Genomic DNA, 18,086 nt, shown 5'->3' with positions numbered 1-18,086 from the left:
CAGGTGAGTTTGCGCTTTATCCTAGGCCGGGCAGGGACCGGCAAAACGAGTACTTGCCTGGCGGAAATCACCGGCTGGCTGCAAAGGGACCCGGTGGACGGACCGCCGCTGATCCTGCTGGTGCCTGAACAAGCCAGTTTCCAGATGGAGAAAGCCCTCCTGACCCATCATCGGAGGGAAGGTTTGATGCGGGCCCAGGTGATGAGCTTTCGCCGGTTGGGCTGGCTGGTTTTCCAAGAAGCGGGAGGCACCAACCGGCAGTATTTGGACGAGTTGGGGAAAACGATGCTCCTGCGCTCCCTGCTGCTGCAGCAGGAAAAATCCCTGCAGATTTTTCATCACCTGGTCAGGGAGCCGGGTTTTGTGGCCAAACTGGCCGGTACCTTCAAGGAGTTTAAGAGTTATAACGTCACCCCAAGCCACCTCCGGGAGCAATATAACAGGTTGAAGGCCGGGGGCCGGGGGGACCTGGTGCTGGCCCGCAAGCTGCATGACCTGGTTTTATTGTATGAGGCCTTTGAGGCATCCCTGGCCGTTAATCACACGGATCCCGACGATTATCTTAATCTCCTGTCGGAGCGGATCCCCCTGGCGCCTTCCCTGAAGGAAGCCCGCATTTGGGTGGACACCTTTAACGGTTTTACCCCCCAGGAGATGAAGGTACTGGGTAGTCTCATGGGCTACTGCCGCCAGGTCAATATCACTTTATGCCTGGACCCGCAAGACATCGACGGGGACGCGGCAGAGATGGATTTATTCCATCCCACCCTCATTACCTACCGGAAGCTGGTGGAACTGGCGGAACAGCTGGAGGTAACCATGGAGGCGCCGAAAATCCTGGTGCCCGGGGAAAGGGCTCAACGGTTCACCAACCCTGCCTTGGGATTCCTGGAAAAACACTATCAAGAACCTAAAGCTTCCTATCCCTGCGCCCCGGCCGACCTGCGGCTGGTGAGTGCCGCCACCAGGCGCGTGGAAGTGGAAGGCGTGGCGCGGGAGATCCAGCGCTTGGCCCGGGAAAAGGGTTACCGCTACCGGGATATGGCGGTCATCCTGCGCGACATGTCTCTTTACGGGGAACTGGTGGCCACCGTGTTCCAGGAGTACGAGATTCCCTTTTTCATGGACATGAAAAGACCCGTCACCCACCACCCCCTGGTGGAGCTGCTCATTTCCGCCCTGGAAACCGTTAATACTTACTGGTCCTACGAGCCCTTGTTCCGGTATCTGAAAACGGACCTGGTGCCCATGGAGCGGCACGAGGTGGACGAGCTGGAAAACTATGTCTTGCAGTATGGGATCAGGGGCAGCCGGTGGCTGCAGGAGGAAGCCTGGCATTTTGGTTTTGCGGATACCGGGGCCGGGCAGCAGGCCCGGGAGCGTATTAACCGCTGGCGGGAGAAGGGGACGGCCGCCCTGAAAAAGTTCTACCGGCAGCTGGCCGGGCGGGGGACCTGGCCGGTGCAGGTGCTCACCGCCGGCCTGTATGACCTGCTGCGGGATTTGCGGGTGCCGCAAACCCTGGATCGCTGGTGCCGGGAGGCGGAAAACCGGGGTGAGCCGGAGAAAGCCTTGGAGCACAAGCAAGTATGGGATCAGGTGATGGACTTGTTTGATCAGATGGTGACGGCCCTGGGGCGGGAAGAAATGAGCCTGCCGGAATACGCCAAAATCCTGGAGGCAGGACTGCAAAACATGAAGCTGGGGCTCATCCCGCCGGCCCTGGACCAGGTACTGGTGGGTTCCACCGACCGCTCCCGGCAGCCGGAACTGAAAGCTGCTTTCATCCTGGGGCTGAACGAAGGGGTTTTCCCCGCCCGGATCAAAGAAGATGAGATTTTCAGCGACGGCGAGCGGGAAGAACTGGCCCGGAACCGGTTGGAGCTGGCTCCCACCAGCAAGCTGGCTCTTTTCCATGAGCAGTTCCTGGCTTATATCGCTTTCACCCGCCCTTCCGCATACCTCTGGCTGAGCTACCCAAAGGCCGACGAAACAGGCAAAGAATTAATGCCGTCGCCCCTGGTGCAACAGGTGAAAAACATGTTCCCGCAGCTGGCCTTGGAGTATTTATCCGGTGAGCCGGGACAAGACGACTGGCCGGTCCTGGATTACCTGGTCAACGGGAAAAAAGCCGTCAGCTACCTGGCGGAACGGTTCCGGAGCGTCACCCGGGGAGAGGAGATATCTCCCTTCTGGTTCACCGTCTATAATCATTTGCTGCAGTATCCCGAGTTGCGGGCCAGGATGCAGCTGATGGTTGCCGCTCTTTTTTACCGGAATGCTTCCGAGCCCCTGGAGCAGCCGGTGGCGGCAAGCTTTTTCCAAAGGGAGCTTGCCAGCAGCGTCTCCCGCCTGGAGACTTTTGCCGCCTGTCCCTTCCGCTATTTCCTGCAGTACGGCTTAAAACTTAAAGTGCGGGAACAATACCGGGTGGACGCCCTGGTAGTCGGCAATTTCTACCACCAAGCACTGCAGGTGCTGGTGCACAAGATTAAGGAAAGAGGCCGGGCCTGGGGTGACCTGTCCGATGAGGAACTGGCGGAGCTCACCCGGGAGATTTGCCAGAACCTGCTGCCGGAAATGGAGCACGGGGTCTTTTTAAGCTCTTCCACCTACCGGCACCGGATGAAACTGGTGGAGCAGCATCTATTGACGGCGGTCACCATGCTGACCCGGCATGCCAGGCTGAGGACTTTTGAGCCGGTGGCGGTGGAACTGCCTTTTGGTGAGGAAGGCGGGCCGGCCCTGGAGATTCCCCTGGCAGAAGGGGTGACCATCAAACTGCAGGGACGGATCGACCGGGTGGATGCGGCCCGGATCCAAGACCGGTACTATCTTAGGGTGATCGATTACAAGAGCAGCAGCCGCCAGCTGGATTTGTCCCGGTGCTACTACGGCCTGTCCCTCCAACTGCCAGTTTACCTGGATGTGGCCTTGAGCAATTATCAATACTTTATGGATGCGCCTCCTTCCGGCGGGGGAATGTTTTATTTTCCCGTGCAAAGCCCGGTGCTGCGCCTGGACCACCCGCCCAGCCGGGAGGAAGCCGAACAAGAGCTGCGCAAAGCATTGAAGATGCAAGGTTGGATCCTCAAGGACAAGGAATTGGCCAAAAGCATGGGGGCAGGGCAGGATCTCATCAATATCCGCCTTACCACCCAGGGTGAGTTTTACAAAGGCTCCAAAGTCCTGGATGAGGAGCAGCTGGCGGTGCTGCGGGATTTTACCCGCAAGAAAATTAAAGACCTGGCCCGGGAAATTTATCAAGGGAAGACGGCCATTGCCCCGTACCGGTTGAAAAACGAGACACCCTGCGGGCACTGCGATTACAAGCCTTGCTGCCAGTTTGACAGTCTCGTTGACGGCAATGATTACCGCCTCTTGCCGCCCCTGGCCGGGGATATGCCGCTGCAGTTGATGACTATGGAAGTGAAGGGAGGGGAGCAGCATGAGTAAGACGGTGCAGTGGACGGCGGAGCAGCAGCAAGCCATCCGGGCGCGGGAAAGGAAGATCCTGGTGGCGGCCGCTGCCGGTTCCGGCAAAACGGCGGTGCTGGTGGAAAGAATTATTCAACGGCTCCTGGACCCGGTCCGGCCGCTGGACCTGGACCGGCTGCTGGTGGTGACTTTTACCGAAGCGGCGGCCGCCGAGATGCGGACCCGCATTGGGCAGGCCCTGGCACAAGCATTAAATCAAGATCCCGCCAACCACCACTTGAAACGGCAGCTGGCCCTCCTGCATAAAGCCCAGATTTCCACCCTGCACAGTTTCTGTTTAAGTGTGGTGCGGCGGTATTTTTACGAACTGGGCCTGGACCCGGCGGCCCAAGTGTTGAGCGAACGAGAGAGCCTCCTGTTGGAACAGGAAGTGCTGGAGCAGGTGCTGGAAGAGAGGTACACCGGGGGCAGTGAAACCTTTTTCCGGCTGGCGGAAATGTACGGCAGCCAGCGGGAGGGGTTGCTGGCGGAGGAAATCCTGCGCCTGGCCCGTTTCTTAAGGGCACAGCCTTTCCCGGACCGGTGGCTGGAACATGCTTTGGCTTTTTATGAGGAGGAGACATTGAAGCCCCTGGAGGAAATGCCCTGGTACCCGGAGCTCACCGGTACCATAGCCCTCAAGGTGGAGGGGGCTCTGGATGTTTACCGGCAGGCCATGGCGCTGGCGGCATTGCCCAAAGGGCCCAAGGCTTACCTGGATAATTTGCGTAAGGAATACGCCGGTTTGGAAGACCTTTTGGCGGCTTTAGAAAAAGGACTGGCCTGGTCCGTGCTGCAGGAGAAGTACCTGGCGGCCACCAAGTACGCCTCTCTCAAGGGGATCAAAAAGACGGATCAGGTGGATGAACAGATTAAGGAGCGGGTGAAGGAGCTTAGAGATGAAGCCAAGGACACCATGGGAGAGCTGAAAAAATACTTCCTGCGCGGCCCGGAAGCATACCGGCAGGAGCTGCTGGCCGTGGCCCCCATCGTGAGGGAGCTGGCGTCCTTGCTCCGGGATGTTATGGCAGCCTACCGGCAAGCCAAAATCAGGCGGGGGCAGCTGGACTTCAGTGATCTGGAGCATTACTGCCTGCAGCTGTTGTGCCGTGTCGATGATACCGGGCAAGTACGGCCCTCCGCCGTCGCCCGGGAGCTGGCCCAACAATACCGGGAAATCATGGTGGATGAATATCAGGATACCAATGACCTGCAGGATCTCATCCTCCGGGTGTTGACCGGCGAGGACACCGGTGATGGGGCACTGCCGTCATTATTCATGGTGGGAGACGTGAAGCAAAGCATCTACCGGTTCCGGATGGCCAACCCGGGGCTGTTCCTGGCCAAGTACCTGGCTTATGCCCGGCAGGAAGGCAGCCCCCAGCGCAAGATCCTGCTGTCCGCCAATTTCCGCAGCCGCCGGGAAGTCGTGGACGGGGTAAATTGGATCTTCCGCCGCATCATGACTGCGAAGACAGGGGAGTTGGATTACGACCAAGAAGCCGAATTGATCTACCGGGCTCATTATCCGGAACCGCCGGCGGGGATTCCCTTGGTGGCCGGGCCGGTGGAATTCCACGTCATCAACGGGAGCCGAAGCGAGGAGGGTGAAGGGGCTGCGGAGGAAGTGGAGCTGACAGCCCTGGAAAAGGAAGCACAGCTGATTGCTTACCGGATCAGGCAGCTGGTGGGCCTGGAGGGAGAGCCCCCCGGCCATGTTTGGGATAAAAGCATCAACGATTACCGTCCCGTTCGTTTCAAAGACATAGTCATCCTTCTCCGCAGCGCCAGGGATAAAGCCAATGTTTTGCTGGATGTACTGCACCGGTATAATATTCCCGCTTATGCCGAACTGGGGACCGGCTATTTTCAAGCGACGGAAGTAAGCATCATGCTCTCCCTGCTGCAAATCATTGACAACCCTGATCAAGACATCCCCCTGGCGGCAGTGCTCCGTTCCCCCCTGGTAGGTTTAAATACCAATGAGCTGGCGAAAGTGCGCCTCCACCGCCCTTGGGGAAGTTTCTGGGGCGCACTGCGGGATTACATGGCCGGGACGCCGGATGGGGAGCCGGCGCGGAAATTAGAGGGATTCTTGACGAATTTGGACCGCTGGCGGACCCTGGCCAGGCAGGGGCCTTTAAGCCGCTTGATCTGGCAGATCTATGAGGAAACTGCCTTCTTGGATTATGCCGGGGCCATGCCGGGGGGCCGGCAGCGCAAAGCGAATCTCTATGCCCTCTATGACCGGGCCAGGGAGTTTGATGCCTTCAGCCGGCACGGCTTGTTCCGCTTTTTGCGCTTCATTGAAAAGCTGCAGGAAGATAACGAGGACCTGGGACTGGCCGGCGCCTACGGGGAAAGCGATGATGTGGTCCGGATCATGAGCATTCACAAGAGCAAGGGACTGGAGTTCCCGGTGGTGATCGTGGCCAATTTAGGGGGCCGCTTTAACTTCAAAGACTTAGACCGCACCCCCCTGGTGCACCAGGACTTTGGCTTCGGACCCATGCACTGTGATTTGGAGCTGCGGGTCAAATACCCGACCATGGCTTACTGGGGTATCAGGGCGGCCCTGCAGAAGGCCATGCTGGCTGAAGAACTGCGGGTTCTCTACGTGGCCTTGACCCGAGCCAGGGAAAAATTGATTTTAGTCGGGGCCGGCCGGGAACCGGAAGAACTGAAGGAGCGGTGGCAGGAAAAGGGCCGTGCCGGAGGTCTCTTGCCCCTGCCGGTGCTGGCGGAAGCCAGGTCCTACTTGGATTGGTTGGGACCTGCCCTAAGCGCCCCTCATCATCTCCCGCCGGGCCTGTTCCAAGTGTATTACTGGGACACACCTGCCGGGCACCCTTTGCCGGTGCCGGGCAGCGAAAACAAGCTGGCGGGTTTGCCCTGGGATAGGATTAGGAAATTGGAGCCGTTGGAACCGGCAGCAGGGGATAAGGAAGCGGAAGCAGGGTTGGCGGGTCGTCTTACCTGGCGCTACCCGTTCCTCCTTTCCGCCGGCAAAGCAGCCAAGCTTTCCGCCACGGAGTTAAAGCGGCGGCTGCAGGTTCAGGATGAGGCGGCACAACCGGTCATCCCCAGGGCCACCATCACGGCCAGGCCCCGTTTCCTGCAGGAGACCCAGGCTTTGACAGGTGCGGAACTGGGTACGGCCATGCATTTGGTGATGCAGCACCTGGATTTCCACGCCGTGGATACCAAGGAGTTAATTAACCGGCAAATTGAAAAGATGGTGGAAGAGGAATTCTTGACGCCGGAACAAGCCCAAGCCGTGGGATGGAAACGCTTCTTGGATTTCTTCCAAAGTCCCCTGGGACAAAAGCTGGCGGCGGCTCCCCCGGAAAAGGTGAAAAGGGAAGTGGCGTTCACTTTAGGCATACCCGCCCGGGAGATTTACCCGGACTTGGGCGAAGGGGAAACGGAACGAGTGATTGTGCAGGGTATCATCGACTGCCTGCTCGTGGAAGAGGATGGGATCATCCTGATCGATTACAAGAACGACCAGGTCCGGGAAGATGACTTGTCCCGGGTGGTGGCAGGTTACCGCCATCAATTGGAACTATATGCCAGGGCCGTGGGGGAAATCTACGGCCGGCCCGTGAAAGAAAAATACCTGTATTTCTTCCAATTGGGGCAGGCGATACCGGTCTGAGGGATAATTATTGCCTAAACCTTAATATTTTGTTAATAAAATTTGAACAAGCAATATGGCCCGTTTCGGATTAAATACTCTCTTTTTTAGCAATTTGCTGTAGAAAACACCCTCTTATATTGATTGACAATTTGCACCTGGAAAGAGTAGGATTCAGGTGTGTGAAGTTAATCACACGAGGAGGGGGAAGGAGGTGAAGCTCTTGAACAAGAAGCTGTTAGTGGCTATCACCATGGCTATTTTTGCCCTATTCCTGGTAGTTGGCTGCGGTGGCGGTGGTCAATCGACTGACACCCAACAACCGGAGCAACCGGCGGCAGAACAGCCCGCGGAAGAGCCGGCTGCTGAAGAACCGGCAACGGAGGAACCCCAACAACAAGAAGCGAGTGCAGGCGGGGACATGGTTTTCGTATCTTCGGCAGAGAAAGCCGGTTGTGCCGACTGCCATGGTACCGTAGCTGATACCATCGCAAAAATTGAGAATCACCCGCAAATGCAGGTGCAGGCCGTGTCTGATTGCCAGCCCTGCCATGGGGACGGCGATCTGAGCCTGAGAAAGGTACTGCATTCCGCTCATTACGGCGGAGCCATCAGCGTTGCCTGTGTGCACTGCCATAAGTTGGCGGAAGATGGCACCGTACCGGTAGGTGAGCTGGCACCGGAAGGGACGAACTTTGTGACTATCGAAGTGGCCGCCGTGGACAAAGCACCGGGCGGATGCACCGATTGTCACAGGAAAGTCTCCGACGACAAGGATTACAGCCTCGCGGCAACCATTGCTAAGATCGAGGGTCACCCGCAGTTGCCCATCGACAATGCATCGGCCTGTGTCCAGTGCCACGCTGAAGGCAGTCCTTTAGCCCTGAGCTTGGCAATGCACAAAGCTCACCTGCAGGGCGAGCACTACAAGGAGAACTACGGCAACAGCTGTCTCAACTGTCATGATCAGGCGAACAAGATGGCCGTGAAAGGGTTATAATACTTAGCGCGAAAGGGACTCGGAAGAGTCCCTTTTCTTACTGTTCCCGTATCAATTTAATGACCCGGTCATCTCCCAGACGCTGGACCAGGTCCCCAAAGCGCTCCCCGTCCAGGGCTTGGGTTTGATAGAGGACGATGGTTTTGCGGAGCAGGTCTTCTACTTCCTCCCAGGCAGCTTCCAGTGCCAAGGGGATAGCCAAGTGCGGGTGGCGGCCCAGTTTCCCTCCGATTAACACCCGGTATCTTTCCGGCCCGTTGACGATGACTTCTTTCCGGCAGTACCTGGTGCAGTCACCGCATAGAAGGCATAGTGCGTCGTCAAAGTGGGGGCCGTTATCGTCCACGGTAAGGGCGTTCTCCTTGCAGGCCTTGACGCAAAGCTCACAGCCGTTGCACTTGGCACCGGTGACTGAAGGCCTGGCTTGTCCGATGACGGCAAAATCGGCAATTTGGGGTTGGGAACAGTTGTTGGGACAGCCGGACAAAGTGATCTTGAACTGGTGATGGAAGAGCACCGGCCCGTCGTGGCTGCCGGCCAAAAAGGTCTCCAAGCCCTGTTCCCGGGCAATTTCCGCCAGCCTCGCAGCATAGGGTTTCATCTGGTCCATGAGATTTAAGGGGCACCCGGCGGCTCCGCCGCAGAGGCGGAATTTGATGTATTTGGTATCCAGTGCTTCCGTGGGAACTCCTTTTTCCACCAGCTCCCTGATCCTGTCTAAATCCAGCTGGGACAATTCTTCCTGGCCCGTGGTTAAAGTACTGCCCCCGGTGAAATGCTGCCTGGCGGCGGTGACATCGGCGCTGGTGACAATGTCCTTTCCCTGAGCCGCTACATATTCTTCAATCTGCCTTTTCACTTTTTTCCTGATAAAAAAGGGAACCCTCTCTAATCGCTGTGCCGCTTCCGGATCCCATTTCATGCTGCATCCCCTCCTTCGCATACTCCCTTCAATTATAACAGTTCAGGCAGCAAAAAGATGTGATCCATTTCGCACCGCAAGCCCTTGAACTCCGGCTTGGCCGCCCTTGTCAATCAATATAGCCGTGGCGTATAATAAAGTTGCAATACTGTGTTATATTTCCGCAACAGGAGATACCGGGATGGAGCTGTTCCTGACCTTCCAGCGTTTATTTAATATTACCGGTTTTATCACTGGGCTCCTTTTTTTCATGATGGGGTTTATTATCCTGCTGCAGTTCCAGCAGTACAAGCACCTCAGCGATTTAAAAATAGTAAAAAAAATTTGGCTGTTGGGATTATTCGGCTTGTGCCAAGGGCTGGCTCAGTGGGCCGGTGCTTTTATTCCCCTGAGCATGGCCCCTCATGTGCCGGGTTACTTAACTTTTTGGTTTACCCTGGGGGAAGTGCTCCTCAATACCGTCTCCTACTGTATGCTCTACTGGTTTGCCGTAGAGGTGCTCACCCTGGTTTTGGGAAAGGATTATTACCTGCGGGTGACGGTAGTCTTTCTATCGTTGTTGTGGCTGGGGATCTTTATGTTCAGTTATTCACCCGGCAGGATTCAGTGGCTGCATGTCGCCCTGACCTGGTCGAGATTCTTGCTGGCGCTGCCCGGTTCCATTTTAGCGGCGCTGGCTCTAACCGTGCAAGCGAAAGAATTCAGCAGTGTAGGTTTGCCTAATCTCGTACCAAACCTCTATGGAGTTATTACCAGTTTTTGCCTGTATGCCCTGGCTTGCGGTCTCCAGGTGCCCAACGCTCCTTTGCTAACCTTTTTCTCCGGTGCCTGGTACAGTTCCCTGGCAGGTATCCTGCGGACCATTGCCGGGTTGGGGATGGCAGGATTCATCATCAGGGTTATGGAAATTTTTAATGTGGAGAACCGGAAAAAGCTGGCCGAGGCGGAGCAGCGGGAGGCGATTTTACAAGAGCGCCTGCGCATCGGCCGGGATCTCCACGACGGGGTCATCCAATCTTTATATGCCATCGGGCTCAGCCTGGAAGTGGCCAATACCACTATCGATGTGTCTCCCGCCAAAGGGAAAGAAATCATTGCCAACGTCATGGATAATTTGGACCGGACTATTAGGGATATCAGGTATTTCATTCTCGATTTAACCCAGCCGGAAGAAGGGAGTCTTAAGTGGCCTGATCAACTGATGAATTTAATCGAAAGCTTTTCCGCCAGCGGTATCCAGGTCCAGCTTTCTTACCAGGTGGCCGAGGATACCATTAGTTTCGATCCCCGTAAGGCTCAGGAGCTGATTCATATTTTCCGCGAAGCCCTGTCCAACATTGCCCGTCATGCCCAGGCCAGGCAAGCTTCGATTAATATATGCCAGGAAGGTGAACAGTTGTATATCGCCATTGCCGATGACGGCCGCGGGTTCCAAATGGATGAAATCATGGACAGCGACGCCTTGTCCGGCCGGGGACTGAATAATATGGCGGAAAGGGTGAAAAACCTGGGCGGGGAATTCAGCATTACCAGCCGGCCGTCCCAGGGAACGAAGATCCAGATGAGGATTCCTTTGGTCATGTTGAAACAGGGTTCTTAGCCGGTAAATATGTGGGATTAATTGCTCGGTGGGGGTGTTTTTTTGTCCCGGAAAATATCTCTCTTGATCGTGGATGATCATGAAGTGGTGCGTTTGGGGTTGAGGGCTTTGTTTGACAGCCAGGAGCACCTGCAGGTGGTAGGGGAAGCCGCCGGTGCCAGGGAGGCGGTGGACAAGGCATTAAAACTCAAACCGGATATCGTGATTATGGACGTGCGGATGCCGGAGATGTCCGGGATTGAGGCTTGCCGGGAGATTCGCAGCCAGGATCCGTCCATCAAGGTCATTATGCTCACTTCCTATGCGGATGAAGAAGCGGTGATGGCCTCCGTCCTGGCGGGGGCGGAAGGGTATGTGCTGAAAAAGGTTTGGAGCGGGGATTTAATTAAATCCATTGAAAAGGTGTACCAGGGCGAGAGCTTGCTGGACAAGGAGCAAGTGGCGGCGATGCGGGAGCAAATCCGCCGGCAGGATCCCCCGGAGCTGGCCGGGTTGACGGAACAAGAAAAAAAGGTTTTAGCCCTGATTGCGGAGGCTAAAACCAATAAGGAAATTGCCCAGTGCTTGTTTTTGAGTGAAAAAACCGTGCGTAATTACGTGAGCAATATCTTCCGCAAGCTCAACCTGACTAATCGTTCCCAAGCCGCCGTGTTGGCGCAACGGCTGAATTTTAAAAGGGAGTAAATGCTTGCCCGATCCCGAGGGCGGTTAAGACGCAAAGGGAAAAGGATGTGACGGTGCCCAGGCATAGGGCCGTGTAAGACAGGAATCTGGCGCCGAAACGATGGGATAATAAAGCCGTAACCAGCATCGCCAAAGCCGAAATTATCAAGAACATGCCGATCCCTCCTTAGAGTTGGTGTGCGAGGGAGAAAAACAAAATCCATTCCGCTTAGGCAGAATGGATTTTGCTTTTCTAGCTATAGAATAACAGGCCGCATGTCAAGCCGTAAATCATAGTCAAACAGAGAATAAATAATAGTCCTACTCCTAGATAGCCAGAAAACCTCACCCCTAAAGTTTCTGCCGAAACTGCGGAACCCAGCATGAGCAGCATAACATCCACTGCTCAACACCTCCTTCGGTCTCTTAGGACTCCAGCTTTAGGATGACGGCCTCTGACTCCTTCTTGGGGCTTGGCGAGAAGCTCAGCCTCCAGAATAGGACTATGGGCTCTTCCTTAGTTCCTTTTTTTGATTACAGTTTAACAGCTTTACTGCCGGAAGAAAACATGACAAATGTCCTAATTTATGAATAGTGCGAAAAATAACAAGCAGGATTCAATTTACTTGCAAAATTATTACAATCAGGTTATGAATTAACAACGATAATTTAACCAAAACATTGCAGTATTTCCCTTTTTTCCCCTTTGACAAGGAAACCGGTGCCGGATATAATAAAGTAACGAACAAATGTTCGGGGGAGTTGCCATGATCGCTTTTATTACCGTCGATAACGAGGAAATTGTAGAACAGCATCATGCCTATGCCTTAAGAAAGTCTCTCATCTCTTTTTATCAACAATTCACTCCCTATTTGGAAGCCTACAGTCCCCGGGAGTTCTTCTTGGACCTGGGCAAGGAAGAGGCGGCGTGGCCCTTAGCCCATAGAATATGGGAAGCCTTGATCCCTGCCTACGGGCAAAAAGCGACTCTGGCCTTGGCTCCCTCCAAGTTATTAGCCAGGGCGCTTAGCCTTTTGGGAACAAGAGCAGCCCTGTTTCCCGAACTGGTCCTGGAGGAAAAGCCGCAAGGGACTTTGCTTTTCTTATCTTCGGACCGGGCAGGGGCGGTGCAGCGCAGGCTCCCTTTAGAAGTGCTCTGGCCGCTGGAATTAAAGCTGAGAGAGCATTTATTAAAACTGGGGTTTCAAACCTGGGGCGAGATCGCCGCTCTATCCCCGGCCAAATTAAAAACCCATCTCGGCCAGGACGCTTATTTTGCCTGGGATTTGTCCCACGGGAAGTGGGTTAACAGCTTGAACTTGCCGCAAGAGAGCATCCGGATTCCCGTTTACCGGGAAGACGAAGACGCCGATTTAACGGCGGCTTTGGAAACAGCAGCGGGAAAGCTGGCGCAAGTCCTGGCGGCGAGATGGCTTGGCTGCCGGGAATTAATCCTGGCGGGAGTGAGCCGGGAAGGAACGCTTTTTATGCAAAAACGGCTGTTCACCGAACCTTGCAGTTCCGGGGCTTGTTTAGCGGACGAAACCTTTCGCCTCTGGCAAAAACTTGGTTTAACAGCTCCGCCTAAGGAAATGTACCTGGAAGCCGGCGGTTTGGAGCCCATGGCGGCCAAGCAATTGAACCTGTTCGGCAACCAGGCGGCGCGGGCCAAAGAGGAGCAGTTGAATAGGCTTCTGGCCAGGCTGCGCAAGGATTACCCGGCAGGTTTTTTGGACCGGGCCGGTAACCGGGGTAAGAGCCGGCGGGAGCAGATGCTGGCTTTTTATGATCCCTGGCGGTTTAGGAGAGAGGCATATGAGTAGGGTGTTGGAATGTCCCGTTAAAGTCCGGTTAAAAGAGGGAAAGCCGGCGGGCTTTGGTTGGCGTGGAACTTACTACCCCATCCAGCGGATTCTGGACTGCTGGAAGGATGCGGGCTGCTGGTGGGAGGGGGAAAACACGAAAATCTTTTACCGCGTGATCGCGGTACAGGGCAGTATTTTTGAGATTTACCTGGATACCCGGCAGGATGCCTGGTTTATTTACAAAATCTACGACTAGGTGAATGCACGTGGATTTCGTTCATCTACATGTTCATTCCCCTTTTTCTTTTTTAGACGGGGCGAGCCGCCTGGAGGAACTGGTGGACAAGGCGGCGGCCTTAGGGATGCCGGCCCTGGCCTTGACGGATCACGACAACGTGGCGGGGGCGCCTTTTTTCCAGGAACGCTGCCAAAAGGTAGGGATCCGGCCCATCATCGGGGCCGAGGTTACTTTGGAGCAGGGCTTTCACCTGGTGCTGCTGGCCCAAAATGCCGGCGGCTATGCCAACCTCTGCCGGCTTCTCACCAGGGCCCACCTGGATCACCCCCGGGGACAGCCCAGGGTCACCCTGGCTGCTCTGAAAGAATACCATAGCGATTTAATCGCTTTGTCCGGCTGCCGGAAGGGAGAGATTCCTTTTTTACTCTTAAGAAAAAGGTACCGGGAAGCCCTGGAGCGGGTGCGGCGGTACCAGGACATTTTCGGCCGGGAAAATTTTTACCTGGAACTGGAACAAACCATGCTGCCCGGGGACCGGTCTTTAAACCGCTGCCTGGCCCAGCTATCCCAGGTGACGGGCGCGCCCCTGGTAGCCGCTAATAACGTCCACTACGCCGAGCCGGAGCAATTCCCGGTGCATGATCTTTTAACTTGCGTGCGCACCCTGACCCGGCTGGCGGATATCCATCCGGACCGCCCGTTAAACCAGGAGAATTACCTTAAGACACCGGCGGAAATGGAGGCGCTTTTCCGGGATTATCCTGAAGCGGTGCAAAACACCCTTTTGATAGCGGAGAAATGCGAGGCGCCCCTGGATCTGTCCGCCAAGCATTATCCCGAGTTTTCTTTGCCGGCGGGGGAGACGGCGGAGAGCTTCTTGCGGCGCCTGGTGTATGAGGGTGCCCGCCGGCGCTACGGGAAACTCAGCCGCCGGGTGCGGGAGCGGTTGGACTATGAATTAGTGGTGATCAATGAGCTGGGTTATGCGGACTACTTCCTGCTGGTATGGGATGTGGCCATGTTCGCTCGCCGGCAGGGTATCCGCTATGCCGGCCGGGGTTCGGCGGCGGATTCCCTGGTCAGCTACTGCTTGTATATTACGGAAGTGGATGCGCTGGAGAGAGGGCTTTTGTTTGAGCGTTTCATGAGCCGGGAAAGAGGGGAGCAGCCGGATATTGACATTGATTTTGACGCCCGCTACCGGGATCAGGTGGCGGATTACGTTTACCGGAAGTACGGGGCGGAGCATGTGGCCTCCGTGGGCACGTACAATACTTTTCAAGCCCGTTCGGCCATCCGGGACCTGGGCCGGGCCATGGGATTGGCGCCGGAAGAATTGGACCGGATAGCCAAGTTGTTTCCCCATGCGTATGCCGATGCTATTCCCGCCCTCTTGGAGCGCTTGCCGGAGCTCCGGAAAAGCGATCTTAAAGGGGAAAAGTACCAACAGCTGTTTCATTTCTGCGGGCAGGTGGCGGGACTGCCCCGGTTTATGGGGACCCACCTGGGAGGACTGGTGATCAGCCGGCAGCCTTTAACGAACATCACCCCTTTGCAGCGGGCGGCTAAAGGGGTGGTGGTCACCCAATTTGATAAAGATGGGGTGGAAATACTGGGGCTCCTGAAACTGGACCTCCTTTCCCTGCGGATGTTGTCGGTGCTGGAGGATACCGTCCGGGTTCTTACCGGGGAACGGGAAGATTTCTGCGAGGAGCGGATACCGCCGGTGGACGAAGCCACCTTCCAAATGATCAACCGGGGGGAAACTATCGGGGTGTTTCAACTGGAAAGCCCGGCCCAGCGAGCCCTGCAGCAGCGCCTGCATGCTTCCACCCAGGAGGACCTGGTGGCCAGCCTGGCCTTGATTAGACCGGGGCCCATTAAAGGCGACATGGTGGAACCTTTTATCCGGCGAAAACTTGGTTTGGAGGAAGTCACCTACCTTCATCCCAAGCTGGAGCCGATCCTTAAAAAAACCCGGGGGGTTATTCTCTTCCAGGAGCAGGTGATCGAAATAGCCACCGCCGTCGCCGGTTTTACCCGGGGAGAAGCGGACCGGATGCGGCGGGTGATGAGCCATTCCCGGTCCCGGAAGGAAATGGAGGAGCTGGGAAAGCTCTTTGTGGCCAAAGCCCAGGCCCAAGGGGTGGACCAAAAAGTGGCGGAGGATATTTTTCGCTGTATTTTGGGGTATGCCAGCTACGGTTTCTGTGAAGCCCATGCCGCGGCTTTCGCCAATACCTCTTATCGCTCCGCTTACCTGGCGTGTCACTACCCGGCTTATTATTTCGCCGCCCTCTTAAGCCACCAGCCCATGGGCTATTACGATGCCAATACCTTATGCGTGGAAGCCCGCCGCCGGGGGATTGCCATCTTGCCCCCGGATATCAATAAAAGCGGCGCCGCTTTTCTGGTGGAGGACGGCGCCATCCGCATTTCCCTGGCCCAGGTTAAGGGCATGAGCCGGGAGGTGCTGCAGGCCATTTTAGCAGGCCAACCTTATACTTCTATTGTTGATTTTCAAAAGAGGATCAAGGCCCCCAGGCACATCCTGGAAAACCTGATTTTAAGCGGGGCTTTTGACGGGCTCCATCCCAACCGGAAGCAGCTCCTCTGGCAGGTGCCCCTTTTGGAGCAAGTAGAGGAAACGGGTCTGGTGCCGGTGGCAGAGGAGCGGATCGCCGCTGATTTCACCCCCTGGGAAAAACACCGGCAGGAAAAAGAGGTGTTAGGGATTGATGTGCGCTGCCATCCCCTGGCGTACTACCGGCAGTGGTTGCAGCAGCAAGGGTTCCAGCACAGCCGCAGTGTCAGGGAGCTTCCCCCCGGGGCGGCGGTGAAAATCGCCGGCATACTGGTGCGGCCCCACCGCCCGCCTACCAGGAGCGGCAAAACGGTGGTCTTCTTTTCAGTGGAAGATGAATACGGCCTGGTTGATGTGACGGTGTTTGAAGACATTTACCAGCGCTACGGGCAGGAGATCTACGGCCAAAGAAGCGGTCTCATCCTGGTGGAAGGCACCGTCCAGGACCGGGGACACGGGATCATTGCCGCGCGGCTCTCCCGCTGGCAGCCGGGCAAGACTTTTTAGCTGTTACGCCGGGTCGGAAGCTGCATCCAGCGTGTTCGCTCATGAAGGCGCTTATTCCCGCCGGCTAACCCATGGAAAGCTGCCCCCTGGGCCCCCGCCCAGGGCTAATTATACCTGTGGGCCGGCGCCCGGCCGCGTTCCCATTTATTTTTTACTGCCCGCGGCTTGCATTGGGATCGTATACCTGGCAAAATTGTTAACAGGTGTGATATAGTTAACATTATTTCCATGACAAATAGGATACAATGGCTTTGCAAGCAAGAAACAAAGGAGATGTTGCCGATGGTAGTGCGCAAAATCATTCGTATTGATGAGGAATTGTGTAACGGTTGTGGGAATTGTGTCAGCCCTTGTGCCGAGGGAGCCATTGAAATCGTCAACGGCAAAGCCCGGTTGATTAAAGAAGAACTCTGCGACGGCGCCGGTTTCTGCCTGGGGGTCTGTCCCACCGGGGCCATGCAAATCGAAGAGAGGGAAGCGGAAGCCTTTAACGAGGAAGCAGTAGAGGAGCACCTGGCCGCCCAGAAAGCCACCGGGAAAACCCAGGAGATCACCCTCCACTGCTCCCGCTGCCACCGGACGGAATACGATGCCGCTTTATTTGCCGTGCGCCTGAAAGGAAGCAGCGTTTGGGTTTGCGCCAAATGCCTCCCCGGTCTCATCCACGGCTAGCCAAAAAGCCTGAGGTACCCCCTCGGGCTTTTTGGACTTCAGGATATTATTTGTAGCAAATAGAAGGGATTTACTGTTTTTTCAACGAATATTCCTGTCAATATGGTAACAATAAAACTGCATGTGACCGTGGGAGCTAATAACGGTTAGGAGGTAGTCCAATATGTGCGAATCTAATGCCTATATTATTAAGGACGGGCGGGAAGAGCTGCTGCTGGAAAAAGTGGATAAACTGATCCCTGACGGTGATACGATCATCATGGAGAATATTTTCGGCACCAAGAAGATCGTGAAGGCTCGCATCAAGGAAATGGCTTTGGTGGATCATCGCATCGTATTGGAACAGCTATGATTTTGGATGAATACACTACGGTAAATCAATCTATCAGCATCCGGCGGGTGATTGAACGTTCCCGCTTTCTAGCCCATGTGAAGGAAGTAGAGAGCGAAGAACAAGCCCGCCAATTTATTAACGCCATTAAAGAAGAGCACCGCCAAGCCACGCATAATTGCTCTGCTTATGTTCTCGGGATTTCTCCCCACGTAACCACCTATTCCGATGATGACGGCGAGCCCAGCGGTACAGCCGGCAAACCTATCTTAGGCGCGATCCTGAAGCAGGAATTAACTAATGTGGCCGTGGTGGTAACCCGTTACTTCGGCGGGAAAAAACTGGGTATCCGTGGTTTGATTGATGCTTACGGCGGGGTCGCGGAAGAAGCCCTGGTGGCTGCCGGTAGGAAACAGAAAATCCTGGAGACACTCATTTCACTGACCTGCAGCTATGACCAGGTAAACCGGGTGATGTATCTCGTCGATAAATACCAGGCCAGGGTGGTGGAAAGCAGTTATACGGATAAAGCAGCGATGGTGTTGAGCATTCGCCGCAGTTTGGCTGAGGAGCTGCGCGGAGCTCTGGCGCCTTATGTTGAATTAGATAGAGAGATAGAAAAACAAAAATAATTACAGCAACGTGGGAGG

General features: G+C 55.6%; 13 protein-coding genes. 11 read left to right on the top strand and 2 right to left on the bottom strand.

The annotated features are described in order from the left end of the window. Positions 1–3: 3 nt before the first annotated feature. From addB to GXX34_05395, 3 genes are all read left to right on the top strand, one after another. Positions 4–3,456, top strand: a complete 3,453-nt coding sequence (gene addB, locus GXX34_05405) for a helicase-exonuclease AddAB subunit AddB (protein HHW06956.1) — start codon at positions 4–6, stop codon at positions 3,454–3,456. Beyond that, positions 3,449–7,135 carry a helicase-exonuclease AddAB subunit AddA gene (gene addA / locus GXX34_05400; protein HHW06955.1) on the top strand — a complete coding sequence of 1,229 codons (3,687 nt, stop codon included), beginning with the start codon at positions 3,449–3,451 and terminating at the stop codon, positions 7,133–7,135. Before addB ends, addA begins: the two co-directional genes overlap by 8 nt. 193 nt (positions 7,136–7,328) lie before the next feature. Then, positions 7,329–8,114, top strand: coding sequence for a hypothetical protein (locus tag GXX34_05395; GenBank protein ID HHW06954.1), 786 nt, complete (start codon positions 7,329–7,331; stop codon positions 8,112–8,114). A 37-nt stretch (positions 8,115–8,151) separates the two neighbouring features. On the opposite strand, the gene GXX34_05390 is transcribed toward GXX34_05395, so the two are convergent. Then, the gene (locus tag GXX34_05390; protein ID HHW06953.1) at positions 8,152–9,036 is read right to left on the bottom strand and encodes a hypothetical protein; all 885 of its coding nucleotides are present in this window, start codon (positions 9,034–9,036) and stop codon (positions 8,152–8,154) included. A 181-nt stretch (positions 9,037–9,217) separates the two neighbouring features. Here GXX34_05390 and GXX34_05385 point away from each other — a divergent pair, with 181 nt between their 5' ends. Both GXX34_05385 and GXX34_05380 read left to right on the top strand, forming a co-directional pair. Continuing rightward, a complete protein-coding gene (locus GXX34_05385; protein HHW06952.1) occupies positions 9,218–10,636 on the top strand; it encodes a sensor histidine kinase in 1,419 nt (472 codons plus the stop codon). A gap of 42 nt (positions 10,637–10,678) precedes the next feature. Further along, positions 10,679–11,320, top strand: coding sequence for a response regulator transcription factor (locus GXX34_05380; GenBank protein HHW06951.1), 642 nt, complete (start codon positions 10,679–10,681; stop codon positions 11,318–11,320). Here GXX34_05380 and GXX34_05375 read toward each other — a convergent pair. Beyond that, a complete protein-coding gene (locus tag GXX34_05375) occupies positions 11,307–11,474 on the bottom strand; it encodes a hypothetical protein (GenBank protein ID HHW06950.1) in 168 nt (55 codons plus the stop codon). The two genes, GXX34_05380 and GXX34_05375, sit on opposite strands and share 14 nt — an antisense overlap. 574 nt (positions 11,475–12,048) lie before the next feature. On the opposite strand from GXX34_05375, the gene GXX34_05370 reads away from it, so the two are divergent. The 6 genes from GXX34_05370 (at position 12,049) to GXX34_05345 (ending at position 18,068) form a co-directional block, all read left to right on the top strand. Next, positions 12,049–13,122 carry a hypothetical protein gene (locus GXX34_05370; protein HHW06949.1) on the top strand — a complete coding sequence of 358 codons (1,074 nt, stop codon included), beginning with the start codon at positions 12,049–12,051 and terminating at the stop codon, positions 13,120–13,122. Then, a complete protein-coding gene (locus GXX34_05365) occupies positions 13,115–13,360 on the top strand; it encodes a hypothetical protein (GenBank protein ID HHW06948.1) in 246 nt (81 codons plus the stop codon). Before GXX34_05370 ends, GXX34_05365 begins: the two co-directional genes overlap by 8 nt. Before the next feature lie 10 nt (positions 13,361–13,370). Next, positions 13,371–16,433, top strand: a complete 3,063-nt coding sequence (locus GXX34_05360) for a DNA polymerase III subunit alpha (GenBank protein ID HHW06947.1) — start codon at positions 13,371–13,373, stop codon at positions 16,431–16,433. 282 nt (positions 16,434–16,715) lie between these two features. Beyond that, positions 16,716–17,105 carry a 4Fe-4S binding protein gene (locus GXX34_05355; GenBank protein HHW06946.1) on the top strand — a complete coding sequence of 130 codons (390 nt, stop codon included), beginning with the start codon at positions 16,716–16,718 and terminating at the stop codon, positions 17,103–17,105. A 163-nt stretch (positions 17,106–17,268) separates the two neighbouring features. Next, positions 17,269–17,457, top strand: coding sequence for a CooT family nickel-binding protein (locus GXX34_05350; protein HHW06945.1), 189 nt, complete (start codon positions 17,269–17,271; stop codon positions 17,455–17,457). 2 nt (positions 17,458–17,459) lie between these two features. Continuing rightward, complete coding sequence (locus tag GXX34_05345; protein ID HHW06944.1) at positions 17,460–18,068, top strand: YigZ family protein; 609 nt, start codon at positions 17,460–17,462, stop codon at positions 18,066–18,068. The last annotated feature ends 18 nt before the right edge of the window (positions 18,069–18,086 follow it).

The organism is Clostridia bacterium (genome assembly GCA_012840125.1).
GTDB lineage: Bacteria > Bacillota > DULZ01 > DULZ01 > DULZ01 > DULZ01.
The sequence above is the reverse complement of the archived record's forward strand: the minus strand, read 5'-3'. Positions and strand labels throughout refer to the sequence as shown.

Coding starts and splice junctions, on each gene's coding strand:
- GXX34_05350 (HHW06945.1), top strand. CDS start 17,269: ATGTGCGAATCTAATGCCTATATTATTAAGGACGGGCGGGAAGAGCTG.
- GXX34_05385 (HHW06952.1), top strand. CDS start 9,218: ATGGAGCTGTTCCTGACCTTCCAGCGTTTATTTAATATTACCGGTTTT.
- GXX34_05370 (HHW06949.1), top strand. CDS start 12,049: ATGTTCGGGGGAGTTGCCATGATCGCTTTTATTACCGTCGATAACGAG.
- GXX34_05375 (HHW06950.1), bottom strand. CDS start 11,474: ATGTTCTTGATAATTTCGGCTTTGGCGATGCTGGTTACGGCTTTATTA.
- GXX34_05355 (HHW06946.1), top strand. CDS start 16,716: ATGGTAGTGCGCAAAATCATTCGTATTGATGAGGAATTGTGTAACGGT.
- addA (HHW06955.1), top strand. CDS start 3,449: ATGAGTAAGACGGTGCAGTGGACGGCGGAGCAGCAGCAAGCCATCCGG.
- GXX34_05390 (HHW06953.1), bottom strand. CDS start 9,036: ATGAAATGGGATCCGGAAGCGGCACAGCGATTAGAGAGGGTTCCCTTT.
- GXX34_05365 (HHW06948.1), top strand. CDS start 13,115: ATGAGTAGGGTGTTGGAATGTCCCGTTAAAGTCCGGTTAAAAGAGGGA.